This is a genomic window from Pelagimonas sp., assembly GCF_050633425.1.
Taxonomy (GTDB): Bacteria; Pseudomonadota; Alphaproteobacteria; order Rhodobacterales; family Rhodobacteraceae; genus Pelagimonas.
In genome coordinates this window covers 227,342-243,933 of sequence record NZ_JBOEGM010000016.1, presented here as the reverse complement: position 1 = coordinate 243,933, position 16,592 = coordinate 227,342, and the positions used below count along the sequence as shown (strand labels likewise).

The following is a 16,592-nucleotide window of genomic DNA, read 5'->3' as shown; positions in this document are numbered from 1 at the left end:
AAAACCAACGACCCACCACACAAACCACCGTTAAAACCGACGCCTCGCCTGTTTATGTGAGGTCAAACCGACGAGGTTTGTCCGAATACCTTGGGTGCCAATGGCACATAATTTGGCAGCAAAGTCCTGATAAAACACGACAAAAAAAGTAAATGTAAAAAACATTCACATACTCTCTTGAAAATCCCTCCTCACATCCCGATCTCTTCAATGTGAAAGACATTCACATACACACAGAACGGAGAAACAAATGACCACCGCTACTTATTCCGCTGACGTTCCCGCCAATGCTGGCTGGTTCTCCAAAAGCGAGGCATGGCTCGATCAGCGCGGTAAAGGCGCGTGGATTGCCGCCATGGTTCTTGGCTTTATCTTCTTCTGGCCCGTTGGCCTCGCCCTTCTTGCATACATGATCTGGAGCAAACGCATGTTCTCGAAATCTTGCCGTCATTCATCCCACCGCAACGCTCGCCGCACCGCATGGTCGGCCATGAAGCCAAGCGGGAACACAGCCTTTGACGCTTACAAAGCCGAAACGCTGCAGCGCCTGCAAACCGAGCAAGAAGCCTTTGAAAGCTTCCTTGAGCGTCTGCGTGAAGCCAAAGACAAAACCGAATTCGACCAGTTCATGGACGATCGCGAAAAGCGCGCCAAAGAAGTTATGGCAACCGAAGACGCCTAATCGCATACTATATTAGTGACAACCGGCCCTCTCCCTTTGGGCCGGTTTCCTCAGATCATGGAGACCAAAATGTATTCCGAGCCGCTGTCCCATCTGCCTGATCCGATCCGTCAGGCCGAATTCTATGACGGCGTCGCCTTTAAGCGCGGCATTGCCTGGTTCATCGACACAGCAGTCATCATTGCGATCACTCTGCCATTGGCGCTGTTCACAATTATCGGGATCTTTATGATTCCTGTGTATTTTATCGTTGTTGGCTTCCTCTATCGCTGGTTTACGATCTCCGGTGGCTCGGCCACTTGGGGCATGCGATTGATGGCCATTGAGCTGCGCGATGCCTATGGCCGCCGCCTGAATGGGCAACAGGCCTTTTTCCACACGCTTGGCTATTCGGTCACCATGTCGACAGTCGTTTTACAGATCGCCTCCATCGTAATGATGTTGATAAGCGAACGTGGCCAGAGCCTTACCGACATGGTGATGGGCACCACAGCGTTGAACCTTCGGGCCTAAGCCGGGTTCGCTGGCGGAAAAATGCCGTTACCACGCATCTGTTAACCGAAACGAAAGAAAGGCCCCGGAATCTGGGGCCTTGCCTATATCGGGGGGTTGGAGCAGCGCAAAAATATTGTTACCGTTTTGTTAAAGTCTTATCGGTTAACGGAAACAGATGCGCCATTCGCTACCCCTTGCCCCTCAGTTCTATGTAACAGCCCCTCAGCCCTGCCCCTATCTAGAGGACAGGATGGAGCGCAAGCTGTTCACCGCTTTGCAGGGTGAGCAAGCACAGGTGCTCAACGATAGCTTGTCCAAGCAAGGGTTTCGCCGGTCGCAAAATGTTCTGTATCGGCCGTCCTGCTCTGACTGTACGGCCTGTATGTCGGCACGCATTGCTGTTGAAGATTTCAAACCGTCGCGCAGCCAGCGCCGTTTGCTCAAACGCAACACTCAGTTTGAACGCCGCGCCACCAGCCCTTGGGCCACTGACGAACAATATGAACTGTTTCGCACCTATCTTGACAACCGTCACGCCGATGGCGGCATGGCGGATATGGATATCTTTGAATTCGCGGCAATGATCGAAGAAACCCCGATCAGATCTCGTGTGATTGAATATATTGACCGTGAAACCGGTGCTTTGGCGGCGACCTGCCTCACCGATATGTTCGATGATGGCCTATCGATGGTCTATTCCTTTTTCGATCCGGTCCACACCCGTGCCAGCCTCGGCACATGGATGATTCTAGATCATATCGACATCGCCCGTTCAGCCGGTCTTCCTTATGTGTATCTCGGTTATTGGGTCCCAGGCAGCGACAAAATGGGATACAAAGCCCAGTTCGGAGCGCTAGAAATCTACCGTAACGGGAATTGGGAACGGCTTGGCGATCCAGACGCCTATGAAGACGAACTGCACCCGCTGTCAAACGATCCCATCGCCGAGCAGGTCGCGAATATATCCTTTCCCGATAGCCGCGGGTAATTCTGTTTACAGGATCACGCCCCAGAACATCGACGCCACGGGCGACAAAACCACCACAAGCAAAACCAGAACCGTAAAACGGGTTAACGGGCTCAGAAAAGGTGTGGTTTTTTCAGGGATATGAAACCCTGACTGCGCCTGCGGAAAGCCGCGCATTCGCATATGCGCCTGCGCATTGGCCAGTGCCTTTTTGCGGTGTTTCTCCATATGTGCTTCGGCTTTGGCAAATAAATCCCGTTGGATTCCGCTTTGGACTTCCAAACGGCTCAAAGCTTCTACCTGTGTCCCGGCCATCTTGCATTCCTCAATCTACTGTTGCGTGATCAACGTCTGATTGTCTCCAGATTGGGTGCCGTTTACGTTTCGTTAACGTAAGACCTGCGGCGGGCTCGGTACTATTTTGAGGAAATATCAAGGCAACAAAAAAGGGCCGCCCAACCGAGCGACCCTTGTTTTGGTATTTTAGCGTCAGATCAGTTTGACATCAAATCCGGTACGATGGTTACGATCGACGGGAAGTACCACAAGATCGCAAGACCCAAAACCTGGATCAACACAAAGGGGATCACACCGCGATAGATATGGCCGGTGGTGATTTCCTTGGGTGCAACGCCGCGCAGATAGAAGAGCGCAAAGCCAAAGGGCGGTGTCAGGAACGATGTCTGCAAGTTCACCGCGATCATGATGGTCACCCATTTCGGATCGAAATGCGCGCCATAGATCACCGGGCCAACAATCGGAACAACGATGTAAATGATCTCGAGGAAATCAAGCACAAAGCCCAAGATAAAGAGCACCAACATCACGATCAGGAAGACCTTGGACGGGTCGTCAAAGCTTTTGAGGAACTGCTGGATATAGTGTTCCCCCCCAAAGGAGATCACCACAAGGTTCAGCAACTGCGAGGCAATCAGAATGGTAAACACCATGCTGGTCACTTTTGCTGTCTCGCGCACCGCGGGGCTTAGTACCCCCGCCTTGAACAAGATCCAGCAGCTGAACAGCAGGCCAAACAAGGCATACAGATAAGCTGCATAAGCGAAGAAGAACGCAATCCAACTCTCGACCGACACCGAAGACGTGTTGATCCGCATATCAAAGTTCACCCCAAGCAGAACCATGACCAACACGGCCAGGGTCGAGTTGAGAATGATCTTTGGGGAGCGGTCTTGTTCCGCCAGCTTACGATAAGCAGCCAACATGATCGCACCCGCCGCACCAAGCGCCGCTGCCGGCGTTGGGTTGGTGATACCGCCAAGGATCGAGCCAAGAACAGCAACGATCAAGACGAGTGGAGGGAATACCACACGCAGGAGTTCGTTTTTGGACAGTCTGCCAAAGGCATGTTTGCAACCATAAAGCGCCATGCCCCATGGAATGACCAAGAACAGCAAGCTGATACCAGGTGACGTGAGCGGTGACAGGAACACCAGATCAACCAAGATACCAAGGGCCAAACCACCTGCCCCGATAATCAGAGGCATTGGATCAGACGATGGTGACACACCGCGCGCAATGGCAAGGATCAGACCCATCATAACCGTCAAGATCATGATGCCTGTTCCGATTGGAGCCGCATCTGCAACCTTTTGCGTACGCAATTCGGTGATCTCTTCTTCGGACAAACGGCGGCTTTCTTGGACGCCCCCCGAATTATCGATCTCGGCTTGCTCCGCCTTTGCTGCATCCCAAGCCTCTTGGCCATGCAATGCAATCATTGAGACTTCGCACTGTTCGGAAACGTTGGTCCGAAGGCTGGCAGATTTGCCAATGTCGGTAAAGCTGTCGACGCGTGTCGACTGATCACCAACAATACCGATTTGCGCCGCCAGAATAGACCCAACGATGAGCGCAACAGGCACACCCAGATACCAAGTGAAGGCCTCTGAACGCGTGACAGGTTCGCCCGTGCTGTCCCCCAATGCCACGGCAGGCGCCTTGGACGGGTTAAACATCGCAAAGCCAAAGGCATAGGCCGCATAAAGACCAGCAAGCATCACACCAGGTACCAGCGCCGCTTGGAACAAGGTCCCAACGGACACAACCGCGGGCTTACCCAGATAGGTCAACGCATCCGTACAACCTGCTTCGACGGCGCGGGTTTCCTGCGCAGCGGAATAGAGATCGCCCGCAAGCGTGCCGAGCAGAACAATCACGATAGAGGGTGGAATGATCTGGCCAAGCGTCCCGGACGCCGCGATGACCCCTGTCGCCAATTCAGGTGAATAGTTGTTGCGCAACATGGTTGGCAACGCCAACAAGCCCATGGTCACAACCGTCGCACCAACGATCCCGGTCGAGGCAGCAAGGAACGCGCCCACAACCACAATCGACACGGCCAAACCGCCAGGCAGCGGCCCAAAGACCCGCGCCATTGTGGTCAACAGATCATTGGCGATTTTCGAACGTTCAAGAACGATCCCCATCAGAACAAACATCAAAACAGCGAGCAGTGTTTCAATAGATTGACCAGCAATAACCCGTTCATTGATCCGGTTCACAATAAACGACAGGTTGCGATCTAGCGCATATTCCCAACCGCGAGGAAACACAGCTTCTGCCATTCGGGGCAGGTCCGGGTTTCGAAACACCGAAATCTTTTCGGCGGGAACACCGCTGGCAAGTAACGCGTTATAGGCATCCGACCCTGTGTCGATCGCTTGGTGAATAAGCAAACCCGCACTGTTGAGTGCCGCGATTATGCCAAAGGAAATGATCCCGGCCCCACCGATGGCAAATGCCACCGGAAAGCCCGAAAGGATCGCGGAAAAAAGCGTCAGAAAGACGATGATCAGGCCGATCTCGACGCCATCAAGTCCAAACAACATGGTGTGTCAGCCCCTCAGAATTCTGCGTGGTCGTAGGGCTCTTCGCCCTCTTCCATCACATCTTTGTCAAAGTGTTTACCTTCGGATGCCTCGCCCTCTTTCCATTCCAGATAGGAGCGGAAGAAAAAGGTCCAGGCCTGAATAAAGATCATACCGACCAGCGCGACGATCAGGATCTTGAACAGGAAATATCCATTGAAGCCGTTGGGGCTAAACCCAATGGTTTCGACGTTCCATTTCATCAACTTGGATTTGCGCATCAACAGCTCAAGCGTGTTGGATGCCGCCGGTTTTGGCGTGATCAGGTGGCGCCACATGAAGAACCAGGAATACATCCAGATCAATGTCGCCATCGGGATCATGAAGATGATCGACCCGATCATATCAATAATGCGTTTGGTGCGGAACGATACGGCCGAATAGACCAGGTCAACACGCACATGACCGCCTTGAACAAAGGTATATGTCAAGCAAAGAGCAACGACCATCGCATTGTAAAGCTTGAGTTCTTCCGCATACCAAGAGATGTCAAATTGCAGCGGCACACCAAAGCCAAACACAATGTCAGGCCGGGTGAAAATACGCTGCATAAAGACGATGATCACCTGTTGCAGCACCATCAAAAGGCCTGCCCAAGCGGCGAAACGCCCAACAACATTGGCGAAGCCTTCGAGCACGCGCACAATGTTCCACAAAAAACCGTTGCGCCAGAGGCCGAAACCGAAAAGCACAAGGAATATCGTGGCGCAAACAAAGAAGAACTCGACCGATGCGCCAAAGTAGACGAACCGCATGACCGCTTCTTTGTTGCTCCAATCCAGCCAAAGCTGCGGATGCGTTATCGCATACCCGAAATTGTAAAACGCCATGGCGAAATTTTGTAAGGCCCAGATGACCCCATCGCCAAAGGCGCCCAGAGCAGCCCCAAGGCCGCCCGCGCCAGATTCTTCCATGATTGTCCCCCTTAGCCCGCTCGACCGGGTTTGTCTTAGGTATCAAGTCTTGCGATTTGATTCGCGAAAGGCCCCCGTCTCGCAGGGGCCTTTCTAAATTACCAACTGTCGGTTTAGCCGCCCAGAACGCGAACGCGCTGTTGAACGTAGTAGTTGTCCGATTTGTTGATCCAGCTTGCAGACTGAGCCAGCGACGATTCGAACGAAGCGCGGATTTTCGCGAAGAGTTCGTCGTCCATGTTCTCGTCCATAACTTCTTTCGAAGCCGCACCGAATGCATCCCAAACATCGTCAGAGAACTGCAGAGTTTTAACACCCTGAGCCTGAAGACGTGCCAGAGCCGCACCGTTGTTGGCCAGAGTTTCAGCCAACTGGTACTGTGTCACAGCCATAGATGCGTAACGCAGGATCGCCTTGTGCTGGTCAGACAGCTCGTTCCAAACGTCGAGGTTGACCGAAGAGGCCAGCGCCGAGCCTGGCTCGTGGAAGCCCGCAGTGTAGTAGATTTTCGCAACTTCTTGGAAGCCGGCGCGCTCATCGGCCATCGGGCCAACCCACTCCAGACCGTCCAAGGCGCCCGAAGACAGAGCTTGGTACAGTTCGCCGCCAGGGATGTTCTGAACAGAGGCGCCCAGTTTACCCAGAACCTTGCCACCCAGGCCAGGCATACGGAATTTCAGACCGTTGAAGTCGTCAGCCGAAGCGATTTCCTTTCGGAACCAACCACCAGACTGCGAGCCGGAGTTACCCGCGAGCAAACCTTTGAGGTTGAACACTTCGCCCAGCTCATCGTGCAGTTCTTCACCGCCACCGTGGTAGTACCAGTTCGAGACTTCCTGTGCGGTGCCGCCAAATGGTACGGCTGTGAAATAGGCGTAACCTGGGTGCTGGTTGATGTAATAGTAGTCGGCCGAGTGGTACATGTCGGCTTGGCCCGAAGACACAGCGTCAAACACTTCCAAAGCGCCAACCAGCTCACCAGGAGCTTTCTTGTCGATTTTCAAGCTGCCACCAGACATCTCGCCAACCATGTTTTCAAGATAGGTTGCGGCGTCATCCAGAACGGCAAAGCCGCGTGGCCACGATGTGACCATTGTCAACGTGCGGTTGCCTTGCGCATAGGCCGGTGCGGCCAATGTCGACGCAGCTGCTGCGCCTGCGGCGCCAACGGTCGATGCTTTTAGAAAAGAACGGCGATCCATGTAATATCCTCCCATGGGTATTGTCATTGCGCGTGGGCTCCCCACCCGCGCGCGGATCGTTGAAAGTGGGCCGAGCGTAGGGTGTGACGCTACGGATAGGAATACCCACTGCTACGGACTCGCGTACAAAAATAAAGATTTAGATACATGTACATTTTTATTGAGACCTAAAGTCTCATTTAATGCACGCACCTACAGTTTTTCACAACAAGATCATTCTCACCCGGTACTTTTCCTACACCCTCAGACCAGAAAAACTCCATTTTCTGCACCTGCACAGTGACTTAAACAGCGAGTCTCATGCCCAATACTTCAAGAATTGCGACACTGTTGATGCCTTTTAGCGTCCCCTTCCTAGGATCACTTCCGCGCCAAGGGCGCGTTGTGGACAGCGTAAAATGGAGTGCGTCCATCGCTCAGATTATCGGCTACGCCGCCACCGGATTTGGCTAGAGCCCTTGGAATCTGGGTTTTTTCCTCTTCGGTTTGCTCGGCTGGCTGGCGGTTGGCGTTTTCTGGCGCGACAAAGCCTTGATCCTTGTCCACCTTGTCGCCTTTTCAGCCCTGATCGGCGGCATACTCACCCGTTAGCGCTTAACCCCTTTTGCATTGGGGCCGAACCTGCTTTATTGCGCGCCCATGTCGCGCCTGTTCCATTTCATCAGCCTAAGCTACGGTCAAAAGATGTTTCTTTTGGCCTCGGTGCCGCTGGTTTTGGCAGTATCGGCGATTTCATTTTTGGTTGCGGCCCAATCTCGGGCCTTGGCCGAGCGGGAAATTCACAGTCTCGAAGCCCAGCTGATCGAAGCCAAAAAGCGCGAGTTGCGCAATTATGTGACCCAAGCCCGGAACGGGTTTTACTTTGTCTACGGCTCTGCCGCCCCCAATGACCAAGCCGCTCAGCAGCAAGTCAAACAAATCCTGGCGGCCATGATCTATGGCGACGAAGGTTTCTTCTTTGTCTATGATTATGACGGCACCAACATCGTGTCTCCGCGTCAAACCGATCTGATCAACAAAAACTGGCTCGATTATAAAGACAGCGAAGGCACCCCGGTGGTGGCCGAATTCTTGTGGACCGCGCGCAGTGGCGCTGGCTATGTCGAACACTTGTGGCCCAAACCTTCGACCGGACAAGAAGCTCGGATGATCACCTATGTCACCTCCTTCCCATCCTGGCGGTGGGCGGTGGGCACGGGGGTGTTCATTGATGACGTCGTTGCATCTGTCGCCGCCACTCGGGCCGAGGTTGAAACACGGGTTCAGCGCACCTTCCTTTATATTGGGGCGATTACACTGATCGCCCTGCTGTTGGTCTTTATGTCCGGCCTGTTCATAAACATCCGGGAACGCCGACTGGCCGATGCCAAGCTGAAACAACTGACACAGCGGGTTTTCGACACCCAAGAAGAAGAGCGCGGCCGCGTTGCGCGCGAATTGCACGATGGCATCAGCCAGATCCTTGTCGGGGTGAAATATGCGCTTGATGTCACCAAGCGCCGCTTTAATCAGGGCGATGACCGGGCCCAGGACACGCTGGACAAGGGCATCGACAACCTCGGCCAAGCCATCAACGAAGTGCGCCGTATCAGCCGTGATTTGCGCCCCGGCGTGCTGGATGATCTGGGTCTCGGCCCTGCCCTGCACGCGCTCACCGATGATTTTCGAGCCCGCACAGGTCTAGAGACCCACTTCGAAACAGCCGTTTTTCGCAACCGCCTGAGCCAGGACGCCAAGATCGCGCTCTATCGCATCGCCCAAGAGGCATTAACCAATGTTGAGCGCCACGCGGCGGCCACACAGGTTTCAATCCTGTTGCGCGGTCACCGCCGCGGCGCAATTTTACGGATCGAAGACAATGGCTGTGGTCTCGAGGAAACCCTGCGCAAAGCTGCCCCCGGCATCGGGTTGCGCAATATGCAAGAACGTATGGACCAACTGGGCGGAACGCTCAGGGTCTTGTCGAGCAAACCCGGGACCGTTATCGAAGCACAAGTTCCGCTGACCCAAATGCTCCCGCCTGAAAAGGACGGCAGCAGCAAACCAAAGGCCCGCGCATGAGCAAGCTGACCCGCGTTGTGATCGTAGATGACCACCCTATGGTGGCCGAAGGCATCGAAGCCATTCTCGACAGCTATGACAATATTTCGGTGATTGCGACATTGTCGGATGGCAAGGCAATCGTTGATCAGCTGGAGACACTCAACCCTGATGTGATCCTGATGGATCTCAATATGCCGGGGCTTGGCGGCTTATCTGCGACGGAAATGATCCTGGAAAAGGCCTCTGACACGCGAATTTTGGTTTTGTCGATGCATGATAGCCGCGAATATATCAACACGGCCCTCAACCACGGCGCGCGCGGTTATGTTCTTAAAGACGTGCAAACCGAAGAGATAAAGACCGCCATCGACGCGGTGATGGCCGGTGAAATCTATCTATGCACAGGGGCCGAAGGTGCTCTGGCCCCGTCTGACACAGACCGCGAACCATTGACCAACCGCGAACAGACCGTGCTGTTGCAATTGGCGCAGGGCAAATCAAACAAGGAAGTCGCCATTACCCTCGATATTTCGGTGCGGACCGTGGAAACACATCGCAAAAATATCAAACGCAAGCTGGGGATCAGCACAACCGCGGGTCTCACCCGCTATGCCTTGGAATATGGGGTTTTGCAGGGCACGAGCACAAATCTGTAGCCTCCTGAATACCTGATCTGACATGAAAAAGGCCCGCGCAATGGCGGGCCTTTTCAATCTGATCAGTTGGCTCAACGCCAGACGGTTTAGCGCGTACCAGAAGAGCTGTTGGCAACTGCCAAAACGACAACGAGACCAACACCAACGGCCGCGGCAGCAGCAGCAGCACCACCGGCGCTCGAAGATGCGGCAGCAGCACCAATACCGGCCGCGCCGGCAATTGCGTTCTCAGCGCCTTCAACGGTGTTGGTTTGAACACGGCAAACCTGTTCACCAGTCTGTTTGCTGATTACAGTCACGCCGCCGCGCTCCTGGCACTCAGCGGGTGTAATCTCAACGCGGGAATAATTCTTGTCGTTTCCTGTCAAATCCAGGGTTTCACAAGCGGATACTGAAAATACAAGAGCTGCAATAGTTAGCCCTTTTACTGCATATGAAAATGCCATTTTTTTTGCCCCTTTTAGCGGTCAGCATAAGCCTTCACGCTATCTTTCAATTTAACCTTTGTGAACTTGCGGTTAACACATCGGCAAAACCCAGAGAAACAAAAAATGCGAAATCACGGGATGGGCCAGCAAATTTGTGGCTCTGCCCGCTGTTACGCCGCCTTAGAGCAGGTGGATAAGCCGCGCATTCAACTTAGAGCTGCACGCCATCCTCGTCTTCCACACAGTCCGCACCAAATAAGTGAATCACTGCTGGCAGAATACGTGCACTGGGCTGTTGATCCTTGGCAAGATCGCTGGTCGCGCCGGGAACCTCGCCAACAAAAGCTGCAAATGCCATCAGCACCGCCAAGATGCCGGCACGGGCCAGGGTAAAGTCTCGGTGAAGTGGATTGCGTGTCATGTTGTCCTCACAGGATTGGCTGCTTTCTGTCTCCATCATGCGCCAATAGCCGTTCACGACACAATTCACTTTGCCGCGCGCAATTGTTGCAATTTGCGCACCAACGGCAGTTTCTCGCCTTCGGGCGGGCCCGTCGGCAAAAATCTGCAGAGGGCTTAAATCCCGCCTTGTGCCGTGATGGCGACCAACATCAAAGCCACCAATGACAGGGCCTTATAGGCATCAAAATCTCGAAAACGATGTGAACGCAGCATACCTTATGTCTCCCTGTTCGGATATATGAACCAACTGGTATCTTATTGCCTCAGATACCGTCGGAATGCAAAGAAACCTTATGTGCATTGGCGCACAGAGCATTAATTCATTCCGCAGAGACCGATCAACTGGCCCAATGTCTCAACAATGTGTCTCAACCGTGCCCGCCCCGTGCCCCATGCGCCTGCAGAAAATTGCACAAATGTCGCAGTCAGAGCAATCGGCGCAACAACCGGAAAGAAAAACACATAGCTGCGACATATTTTTCACACCATTCCCTGTTGACGCCCCAGCCTGACTACCATAACGTCCGCGCACGTATTTAAAGGAGCCTTGGGCATGAATGCTCTAGTCGTCATTGTGGGAAAACAGCGCATGGGCCGGTAACGGACACCCTTTTTAGGACCATGCGCCCCCGCCAGACCGACGGGGGCTTTTTTATGCGTAACAGTGGAATAATCGTGGACGGAGAAATGCGATGAGTGGTCAAATGACCGGTGCGGATATGGTGGTTCAAGCTCTGATTGATCAGGGTGTCGACACGGTGTTTGGATATCCCGGCGGCGCAGTCCTACCGATTTACGACGCGATTTTTCAGCAAAACAGCATTCGCCACATTCTGGTGCGTCACGAACAAGGCGCGGTTCACGCCGCCGAAGGCTATGCCCGTTCAACCGGCAAGCCCGGAGTTGTTCTTGTGACCTCGGGCCCCGGAGCGACCAACGCAGTGACCGGCATCACCGATGCGCTCTTGGACTCCATTCCATTGGTGGTTCTCACCGGTCAGGTTCCGACCTTTATGATCGGCTCGGATGCGTTCCAAGAAGCCGATACGGTTGGCATCACCCGCCCCTGTACCAAGGCCAACTGGCTGGTCAAAGAAACCGAAAAACTGTCTGGCGTCATTCATGAGGCGTTTCATGTCGCAACATCTGGCCGCCCCGGTCCGGTCTTGATCGACATTCCCAAGGATGTTCAATTCGCGTCAGCGACTTACACAACAAAGCCCAAAGCGAGCGTGAGCCACTACCAGCCGCCCGTCAAAGGCGATATCGAAACGATCACACAGCTGGTCGAAGCCATTGAAAACGCGGAACGACCCGTGTTTTACACGGGGGGGGGGGTAATCAACTCCGGTCCCGGCGCGTCACAATTGCTGCGTGAATTGGTCGATGCCACGGGCATTCCAATCACCTCGACTTTGATGGGTCTTGGGGCCTATCCGGCCTCGGGCAAAGCTTGGCTGGGCATGCTTGGGATGCACGGTTTGTATGAGGCCAACTTGGCCATGCATGGCTGTGATTTGATGATCAATATCGGGGCCCGTTTTGACGACCGGATCACCGGACGCCTGGACGCGTTCAGCCCGAATTCGATCAAAGCCCATATCGATATTGATCCGTCCTCGATCAACAAGGTCATCAAAACCGATATCCCGATTGTTGGCGATGTTGGTCATGTTCTCGAAGATATTCTGCGGGTTTGGAAAGCGCGTGGCCGCAAAGTTAACCGCGAGGGCATTGCCCGCTGGGTCGCCCAGATCGACGAATGGCGCAAAACCGATTGCCTGTCTTTCAAACAATCCGGTCCAACGATCAAACCGCAACAGGCCCTGGCCCGGTTCGAAGCCCTGTCCAAAGGTATGGATCGCTACATCTGTACCGAAGTTGGTCAGCATCAGATGTGGGCAGCGCAATATTTGGGATTTGAAGATCCAAACCGTTGGATGACATCCGGCGGGCTTGGGACAATGGGCTATGGCTTCCCGGCCTCCATCGGTGTTCAAGTCGCGCATCCAGACGCGCTTGTTGTGAACGTCGCCGGCGAGGCATCGTGGTTGATGAACATGCAGGAAATGGGCACCGCGATGCAGTTTCGCCTGCCGGTCAAACAGTTCATCCTCAACAACGAACGCCTTGGGATGGTCCGTCAGTGGCAAGAATTACTGCACGGCGAGCGGTATTCGCATAGCTGGTCTGAATCCCTTCCCGATTTTGTGAAGCTGGCCGAAGCCTTTGGTGCCAAAGGTATTCAGTGCAGCGACCCGGCCGACCTTGATGATGCGATCATGGAAATGATCAAATATGATGGTCCGGTGATCTTTGATTGCCTGGTCGAAAAGCACGAAAATTGCTTCCCGATGATCCCATCAGGTGAGCCGCATAACAAAATGCTGCTTGGTGAGGCATCCACCAAAGACGCAATCGGTAATTCCGGTGCTGTTCTGGTCTAAATGGCTGACCCGCTCCAAAGTTTGGGGCGGGTCTTTTTCCCTGTTCGTCAAACACTTGGGATATAACCGCGCGGTATTTCGCCGAACTAGCTAGTATCCTCAGTGCCCTTTTCGCGAAGATGCGCTGCGATGGTTTGCAAAAGCTCCTGTCTACGCACCGGTTTGGTCAAGAAACCATCCATCCCCGCTTCTTTTGCCTCTTTCTGATCTTTCTCAAACGCATTTCCGGTCAGCGCAATGATAGGTCGTGATGGCCATCCCATATTGAGCTGGCGCGCACGGATTTCACGGCATGCCTCAAGCCCGGTCATAATCGGCATTGAGATATCCATAAGAACCAGATCAAAGGCCTCTGGATCATAGCTATCCAATGCCTCAAATCCGTTGTTTGCCAAGGTTATTTCAACACCGCTTCGTTCCAAAATACGGCTGACTACAAATTGATTTGTCTTGTTATCTTCCGCGATCAAAACGCGTAACCCTTTAAAATCAAATGATACATCAGTTTCATCGACGGGTGATTTTAGCCGCGCTTCACAGGCGACAAGCGGCAACGAGACGGCAACTTCAGTGCCTTTCCCCAGTTCTGACGAAACATGGATATTGCCGTTCATAGCACCGATTAATCGCTTGGTGATCGCCAATCCCAACCCTGTGCCCTGGTGTTGTCGTGTCTGGCTGGAATCGATTTGCTCAAACGGATCAAATATATGCTGAACTTGGTCCATCGGGATTCCAACGCCGGAATCAATGACCCGAATGACCATGCTATCGCCTTGAGACGCGCGCAGGATCACCTGGCCTTTTTCGGTGAATTTTACCGCGTTTCCCAAAAGATTGAGCAAAACCTGCCGCAACCGAAGTGGATCGCCGCGTAAAGCAGCCGGAACATCGGACGCAACATGCGCCTCAAGCCGCAAGCCTTTTGCGAGGGCCAAAGGTTCGATGAGATCTTTGATTTCACGGATCAAAAGCCGCATGTCAAACGGCTCATCAGCCAGTTTCAAACGCCCCGCTTCAATTTTGGAAAAGTCTAAAATGTCGGAGATCAAAGCCGTAAGCGCAACGGCCGAGCCACGAATCGTATTCACAAATTCCGTTTGTTCCGCGTCCAATTCGGTATCTGCCAGCAAATCCGCCATACCAACGATACCATTCATCGGTGTCCGTATTTCATGACTCATGGTCGCAAGAAAGTTCGACTTGGTCTGGTTTGCTACCTCAGCTGCGTCGCGCGCAGTGGCCAATTCAAGGGCGTGTTCTTGCATGTCCGTGACGTCGGTATGCACCAAGACATATCCACCAGACGGGCGTTTTGCCGCCGTTGTCTGAAAGAATTTATTGGTGCTGGGCACTTCCATCATCACGGTTTCGCCCGATGTCAGCATCTGGTTCATGTGACGCGCTTGTTTTAACACTCGGGTGGAATCGCCGCGGTTGGCCAATAGCTGCAAATACTCTTTCACCGGCATGTTCGGAGTGATGTCGTCGTCGTTTAAGTCAAACAATTTGCGATAGGCTTTGTTCGTCAAAATGATCCGATTACAGGGATCTTGGGCATCAGCCCCAGACGTCACCATCAACCCTTCGTTCATGGCTTCAACAACTTCGGACATCAACTGATTGGTGTCCTCCATCTCGGCCTTACGTTTGGCAATGGTCTTTTCCAAATCTCTGGTCCGCAGCAACAGGGCTTTTTCAGCAGCAACTGCACTTTGTGACCCTTTCACCGAGCCTGTCGAAATCAATGCGGCCCCACGGTATCCAGCAAACCGACCATCCTGGTCGAAAATCGGATCACCGCTGGTTGTGACCCAATCCAACCGGCCTTCAACAAATTCGTGCCGGTACACAAAGTCACGGAAAGGTCGATGATTTTTCAAATCATTTAGATGGTGTTCCGTTGCCTCGTTAAGCTCAGACATCCTCAAAAAATAGTCCCGGCGCGAATGACCAAGATAGGCTTTTATATTCCCGCCAGTGAGCCGTTCCCAATTTTCCGACAAATAGCAAAAATTGAAATCGGAATCAGTTTCCCAAAACCAAAACGGCAAAATGTCCAACACCCCTGCCAAAGCAGCAGGAATATCTTGTAACACTCTCCCAAAGCCACCAATAGGAGGCCGGTTTGGGGCCTCATCCTTCATCACCAAGCCTATGCTGAACCCAATCCAAACTGGCTTTGACACTGGCGCATCGGCGTGAAGTATTGTTTAAGTACGCAAGCAGTTTCCGCGCAACTTTACGAAAAGGCCTGACATGTCGCCGCTAAAGATCAAGAAAGGTTCGAGCAAGCACTCGGCCTATAACCTTCGCCCCACGTTCTCTGATATTCAGGAAACACATACGCTGGCGGTATTGGTCGAAAACGAACCCGGAGTTTTGGCACGTGTCATCGGGTTGTTTTCCGGTCGCGGCTATAACATCGAAAGCCTGACAGTCGCCGAAGTTGACCACGAGGGCGGTCTGTCACGGATCACAGTTGTCACAACGGGCACGCCGCAAGTGATCGAACAGATCAAAGCCCAGCTTGGCCGCATTGTCGAAGTGCATGATGTCCACGATCTCACCGTTGAAGGGCGCTCAGTCGAGCGCGAATTGGCGCTGATCAAGGTCAACGGCAATGGCGACAAGCGCGTCGAAGCGCTTCGATTGGCGGATATTTTTAGGGCACATGTTGTCGATTCGACGTTGGAAAGCTTTGTGTTCCAAATCACCGGGACACCCGACAAGATCGACGCGTTTGCCGATCTCATGCGCCCGCTTGGCTTGGAAGAGGTTGCGCGAACAGGTGTCGCTGCCTTGGCGCGCGGCACCTAAGGCCCCAAACAATCAGTAGTAAAACAAAAAGGCACCTCATGGGTGCCTTTATTTTTGGGTCAACAAACGCGGGCGTTTGGGAAACTCACGATGTTATCCCCGCCGGTTTTCTTGGCTTGCAAGTTCGACGCTATGTCGGGTGCAAACCCGGAATCGACATGCTGAAGGTTGCGCGCGAGACGGCAATCTCTTTCTTCTTGCAGATCAAATTGTATCAAATCCCCTGCATCTAAGGCGACGCCCCGGTGCATGCTATGATCAGCTGCCGAGTAATAGGCAAGGTTGCCGTGATCCTCACACCAGATGACAGCTTTGCTGTCTATCTCATCTGCCCAGAGGACAACCCCATACATCCGTTCTTCCATGACGCACTCTTTGGTTATTGCCTCTTTAAAATGAACCAAACTTTTTACATCGAATATGATTTTTCCCGCGTCGGGTGCTTGATTTTTGTGGCGTAAATTTGCACGATTGGTGCGAGTAAGCATCACCACTGACGCTAGTTAGCAACGCCCGCTGTATCATTTTGGGACAATCAACCCGCCTAAGTAAAGAGGCGGGAGCAAAATCAACTAGAAAGAGAAGGCG

At 53.2% G+C, this 16,592-nt stretch carries 15 protein-coding genes and 1 pseudogene; 8 read left to right on the top strand and 8 right to left on the bottom strand.

The window, feature by feature from the left end:
* Positions 1–250: 250 nt before the first annotated feature.
* The 3 genes from ACRBB0_RS14295 to ACRBB0_RS14285 all read left to right on the top strand — a co-directional run bounded on the left by ACRBB0_RS14295 (position 251) and on the right by ACRBB0_RS14285 (position 2,165).
* A complete protein-coding gene (locus tag ACRBB0_RS14295) occupies positions 251–682 on the top strand; it encodes a DUF2852 domain-containing protein (RefSeq protein WP_431375115.1) in 432 nt (143 codons plus the stop codon).
* A gap of 69 nt (positions 683–751) precedes the next feature.
* Positions 752–1,195, top strand: coding sequence for an RDD family protein (locus ACRBB0_RS14290; RefSeq protein ID WP_431375114.1), 444 nt, complete (start codon positions 752–754; stop codon positions 1,193–1,195).
* A gap of 157 nt (positions 1,196–1,352) precedes the next feature.
* Positions 1,353–2,165 (top strand): arginyltransferase, encoded by an 813-nt coding sequence (locus tag ACRBB0_RS14285; protein WP_431375113.1) that lies wholly within the window; start codon positions 1,353–1,355, stop codon positions 2,163–2,165.
* 6 nt (positions 2,166–2,171) lie between these two features.
* On the opposite strand, the gene ACRBB0_RS14280 is transcribed toward ACRBB0_RS14285, so the two are convergent.
* The 4 genes from ACRBB0_RS14280 to ACRBB0_RS14265 form a co-directional block, all read right to left on the bottom strand.
* Positions 2,172–2,459, bottom strand: coding sequence for a hypothetical protein (locus ACRBB0_RS14280; RefSeq protein WP_431375112.1), 288 nt, complete (start codon positions 2,457–2,459; stop codon positions 2,172–2,174).
* A 179-nt stretch (positions 2,460–2,638) separates the two neighbouring features.
* Complete coding sequence (locus tag ACRBB0_RS14275) at positions 2,639–4,993, bottom strand: TRAP transporter large permease (protein ID WP_431375111.1); 2,355 nt, start codon at positions 4,991–4,993, stop codon at positions 2,639–2,641.
* Positions 4,994–5,007: 14 nt separating this feature from the next.
* Positions 5,008–5,946 (bottom strand): TRAP transporter small permease subunit, encoded by a 939-nt coding sequence (locus tag ACRBB0_RS14270; protein WP_431375110.1) that lies wholly within the window; start codon positions 5,944–5,946, stop codon positions 5,008–5,010.
* Between the two features lie 113 nt (positions 5,947–6,059).
* The gene (locus ACRBB0_RS14265) at positions 6,060–7,148 is read right to left on the bottom strand and encodes a TRAP transporter substrate-binding protein (protein ID WP_431375109.1); all 1,089 of its coding nucleotides are present in this window, start codon (positions 7,146–7,148) and stop codon (positions 6,060–6,062) included.
* Positions 7,149–7,448: 300 nt separating this feature from the next.
* On the opposite strand from ACRBB0_RS14265, the pseudogene ACRBB0_RS14260 reads away from it, so the two are divergent.
* From ACRBB0_RS14260 to ACRBB0_RS14250, 3 genes and pseudogenes are all read left to right on the top strand, one after another.
* A pseudogene (locus tag ACRBB0_RS14260) lies at positions 7,449–7,739 on the top strand (DUF6552 family protein).
* A 48-nt stretch (positions 7,740–7,787) separates the two neighbouring features.
* Positions 7,788–9,209 carry a cache domain-containing protein gene (locus tag ACRBB0_RS14255; RefSeq protein ID WP_431375108.1) on the top strand — a complete coding sequence of 474 codons (1,422 nt, stop codon included), beginning with the start codon at positions 7,788–7,790 and terminating at the stop codon, positions 9,207–9,209.
* Positions 9,206–9,847: a response regulator transcription factor gene (locus ACRBB0_RS14250; protein ID WP_431375107.1), complete on the top strand. Its 642-nt coding sequence runs from the start codon at positions 9,206–9,208 to the stop codon at positions 9,845–9,847. The genes ACRBB0_RS14255 and ACRBB0_RS14250 overlap by 4 nt, the downstream gene beginning before the upstream one ends.
* Positions 9,848–9,933: 86 nt before the next feature.
* On the opposite strand, the gene ACRBB0_RS14245 is transcribed toward ACRBB0_RS14250, so the two are convergent.
* Together ACRBB0_RS14245 and ACRBB0_RS14240 are read right to left on the bottom strand one after the other, a co-directional pair.
* Positions 9,934–10,293 carry a hypothetical protein gene (locus ACRBB0_RS14245; protein WP_431375106.1) on the bottom strand — a complete coding sequence of 120 codons (360 nt, stop codon included), beginning with the start codon at positions 10,291–10,293 and terminating at the stop codon, positions 9,934–9,936.
* 193 nt (positions 10,294–10,486) lie between these two features.
* Positions 10,487–10,696: a hypothetical protein gene (locus tag ACRBB0_RS14240; protein WP_431375105.1), complete on the bottom strand. Its 210-nt coding sequence runs from the start codon at positions 10,694–10,696 to the stop codon at positions 10,487–10,489.
* Between the two features lie 733 nt (positions 10,697–11,429).
* Between ACRBB0_RS14240 and ACRBB0_RS14235 the strand changes: the two genes are divergently transcribed.
* Positions 11,430–13,184, top strand: coding sequence for an acetolactate synthase 3 large subunit (locus ACRBB0_RS14235; RefSeq protein WP_431375104.1), 1,755 nt, complete (start codon positions 11,430–11,432; stop codon positions 13,182–13,184).
* Between the two features lie 86 nt (positions 13,185–13,270).
* On the opposite strand, the gene ACRBB0_RS14230 is transcribed toward ACRBB0_RS14235, so the two are convergent.
* Positions 13,271–15,331, bottom strand: coding sequence for an ATP-binding protein (locus ACRBB0_RS14230; RefSeq protein WP_431375103.1), 2,061 nt, complete (start codon positions 15,329–15,331; stop codon positions 13,271–13,273).
* Between the two features lie 112 nt (positions 15,332–15,443).
* Between ACRBB0_RS14230 and ilvN the strand changes: the two genes are divergently transcribed.
* Positions 15,444–16,004: an acetolactate synthase small subunit gene (ilvN, locus tag ACRBB0_RS14225; protein ID WP_431375102.1), complete on the top strand. Its 561-nt coding sequence runs from the start codon at positions 15,444–15,446 to the stop codon at positions 16,002–16,004.
* 59 nt (positions 16,005–16,063) lie between these two features.
* Here the strand turns inward: ilvN and ACRBB0_RS14220 are convergent, their stop codons facing one another.
* Positions 16,064–16,492 (bottom strand): hypothetical protein, encoded by a 429-nt coding sequence (locus ACRBB0_RS14220; protein ID WP_431375101.1) that lies wholly within the window; start codon positions 16,490–16,492, stop codon positions 16,064–16,066.
* Positions 16,493–16,592 lie beyond the last annotated feature (100 nt).

Bases quoted from the DNA above. Each gene is read 5' to 3' on its own strand.
- ACRBB0_RS14295 (WP_431375115.1), top strand. From the start codon at position 251: ATGACCACCGCTACTTATTCCGCTGACGTTCCCGCCAATGCTGGCTGG.
- ACRBB0_RS14290 (WP_431375114.1), top strand. From the start codon at position 752: ATGTATTCCGAGCCGCTGTCCCATCTGCCTGATCCGATCCGTCAGGCC.
- ACRBB0_RS14285 (WP_431375113.1), top strand. From the start codon at position 1,353: ATGCGCCATTCGCTACCCCTTGCCCCTCAGTTCTATGTAACAGCCCCT.
- ACRBB0_RS14280 (WP_431375112.1), bottom strand. From the start codon at position 2,459: ATGGCCGGGACACAGGTAGAAGCTTTGAGCCGTTTGGAAGTCCAAAGC.
- ACRBB0_RS14275 (WP_431375111.1), bottom strand. From the start codon at position 4,993: ATGTTGTTTGGACTTGATGGCGTCGAGATCGGCCTGATCATCGTCTTT.
- ACRBB0_RS14270 (WP_431375110.1), bottom strand. From the start codon at position 5,946: ATGGAAGAATCTGGCGCGGGCGGCCTTGGGGCTGCTCTGGGCGCCTTT.
- ACRBB0_RS14265 (WP_431375109.1), bottom strand. From the start codon at position 7,148: ATGGATCGCCGTTCTTTTCTAAAAGCATCGACCGTTGGCGCCGCAGGC.
- ACRBB0_RS14255 (WP_431375108.1), top strand. From the start codon at position 7,788: ATGTCGCGCCTGTTCCATTTCATCAGCCTAAGCTACGGTCAAAAGATG.
- ACRBB0_RS14250 (WP_431375107.1), top strand. From the start codon at position 9,206: ATGAGCAAGCTGACCCGCGTTGTGATCGTAGATGACCACCCTATGGTG.
- ACRBB0_RS14245 (WP_431375106.1), bottom strand. From the start codon at position 10,293: ATGGCATTTTCATATGCAGTAAAAGGGCTAACTATTGCAGCTCTTGTA.
- ACRBB0_RS14240 (WP_431375105.1), bottom strand. From the start codon at position 10,696: ATGACACGCAATCCACTTCACCGAGACTTTACCCTGGCCCGTGCCGGC.
- ACRBB0_RS14235 (WP_431375104.1), top strand. From the start codon at position 11,430: ATGAGTGGTCAAATGACCGGTGCGGATATGGTGGTTCAAGCTCTGATT.
- ACRBB0_RS14230 (WP_431375103.1), bottom strand. From the start codon at position 15,331: ATGAAGGATGAGGCCCCAAACCGGCCTCCTATTGGTGGCTTTGGGAGA.
- ilvN (WP_431375102.1), top strand. From the start codon at position 15,444: ATGTCGCCGCTAAAGATCAAGAAAGGTTCGAGCAAGCACTCGGCCTAT.
- ACRBB0_RS14220 (WP_431375101.1), bottom strand. From the start codon at position 16,492: ATGCTTACTCGCACCAATCGTGCAAATTTACGCCACAAAAATCAAGCA.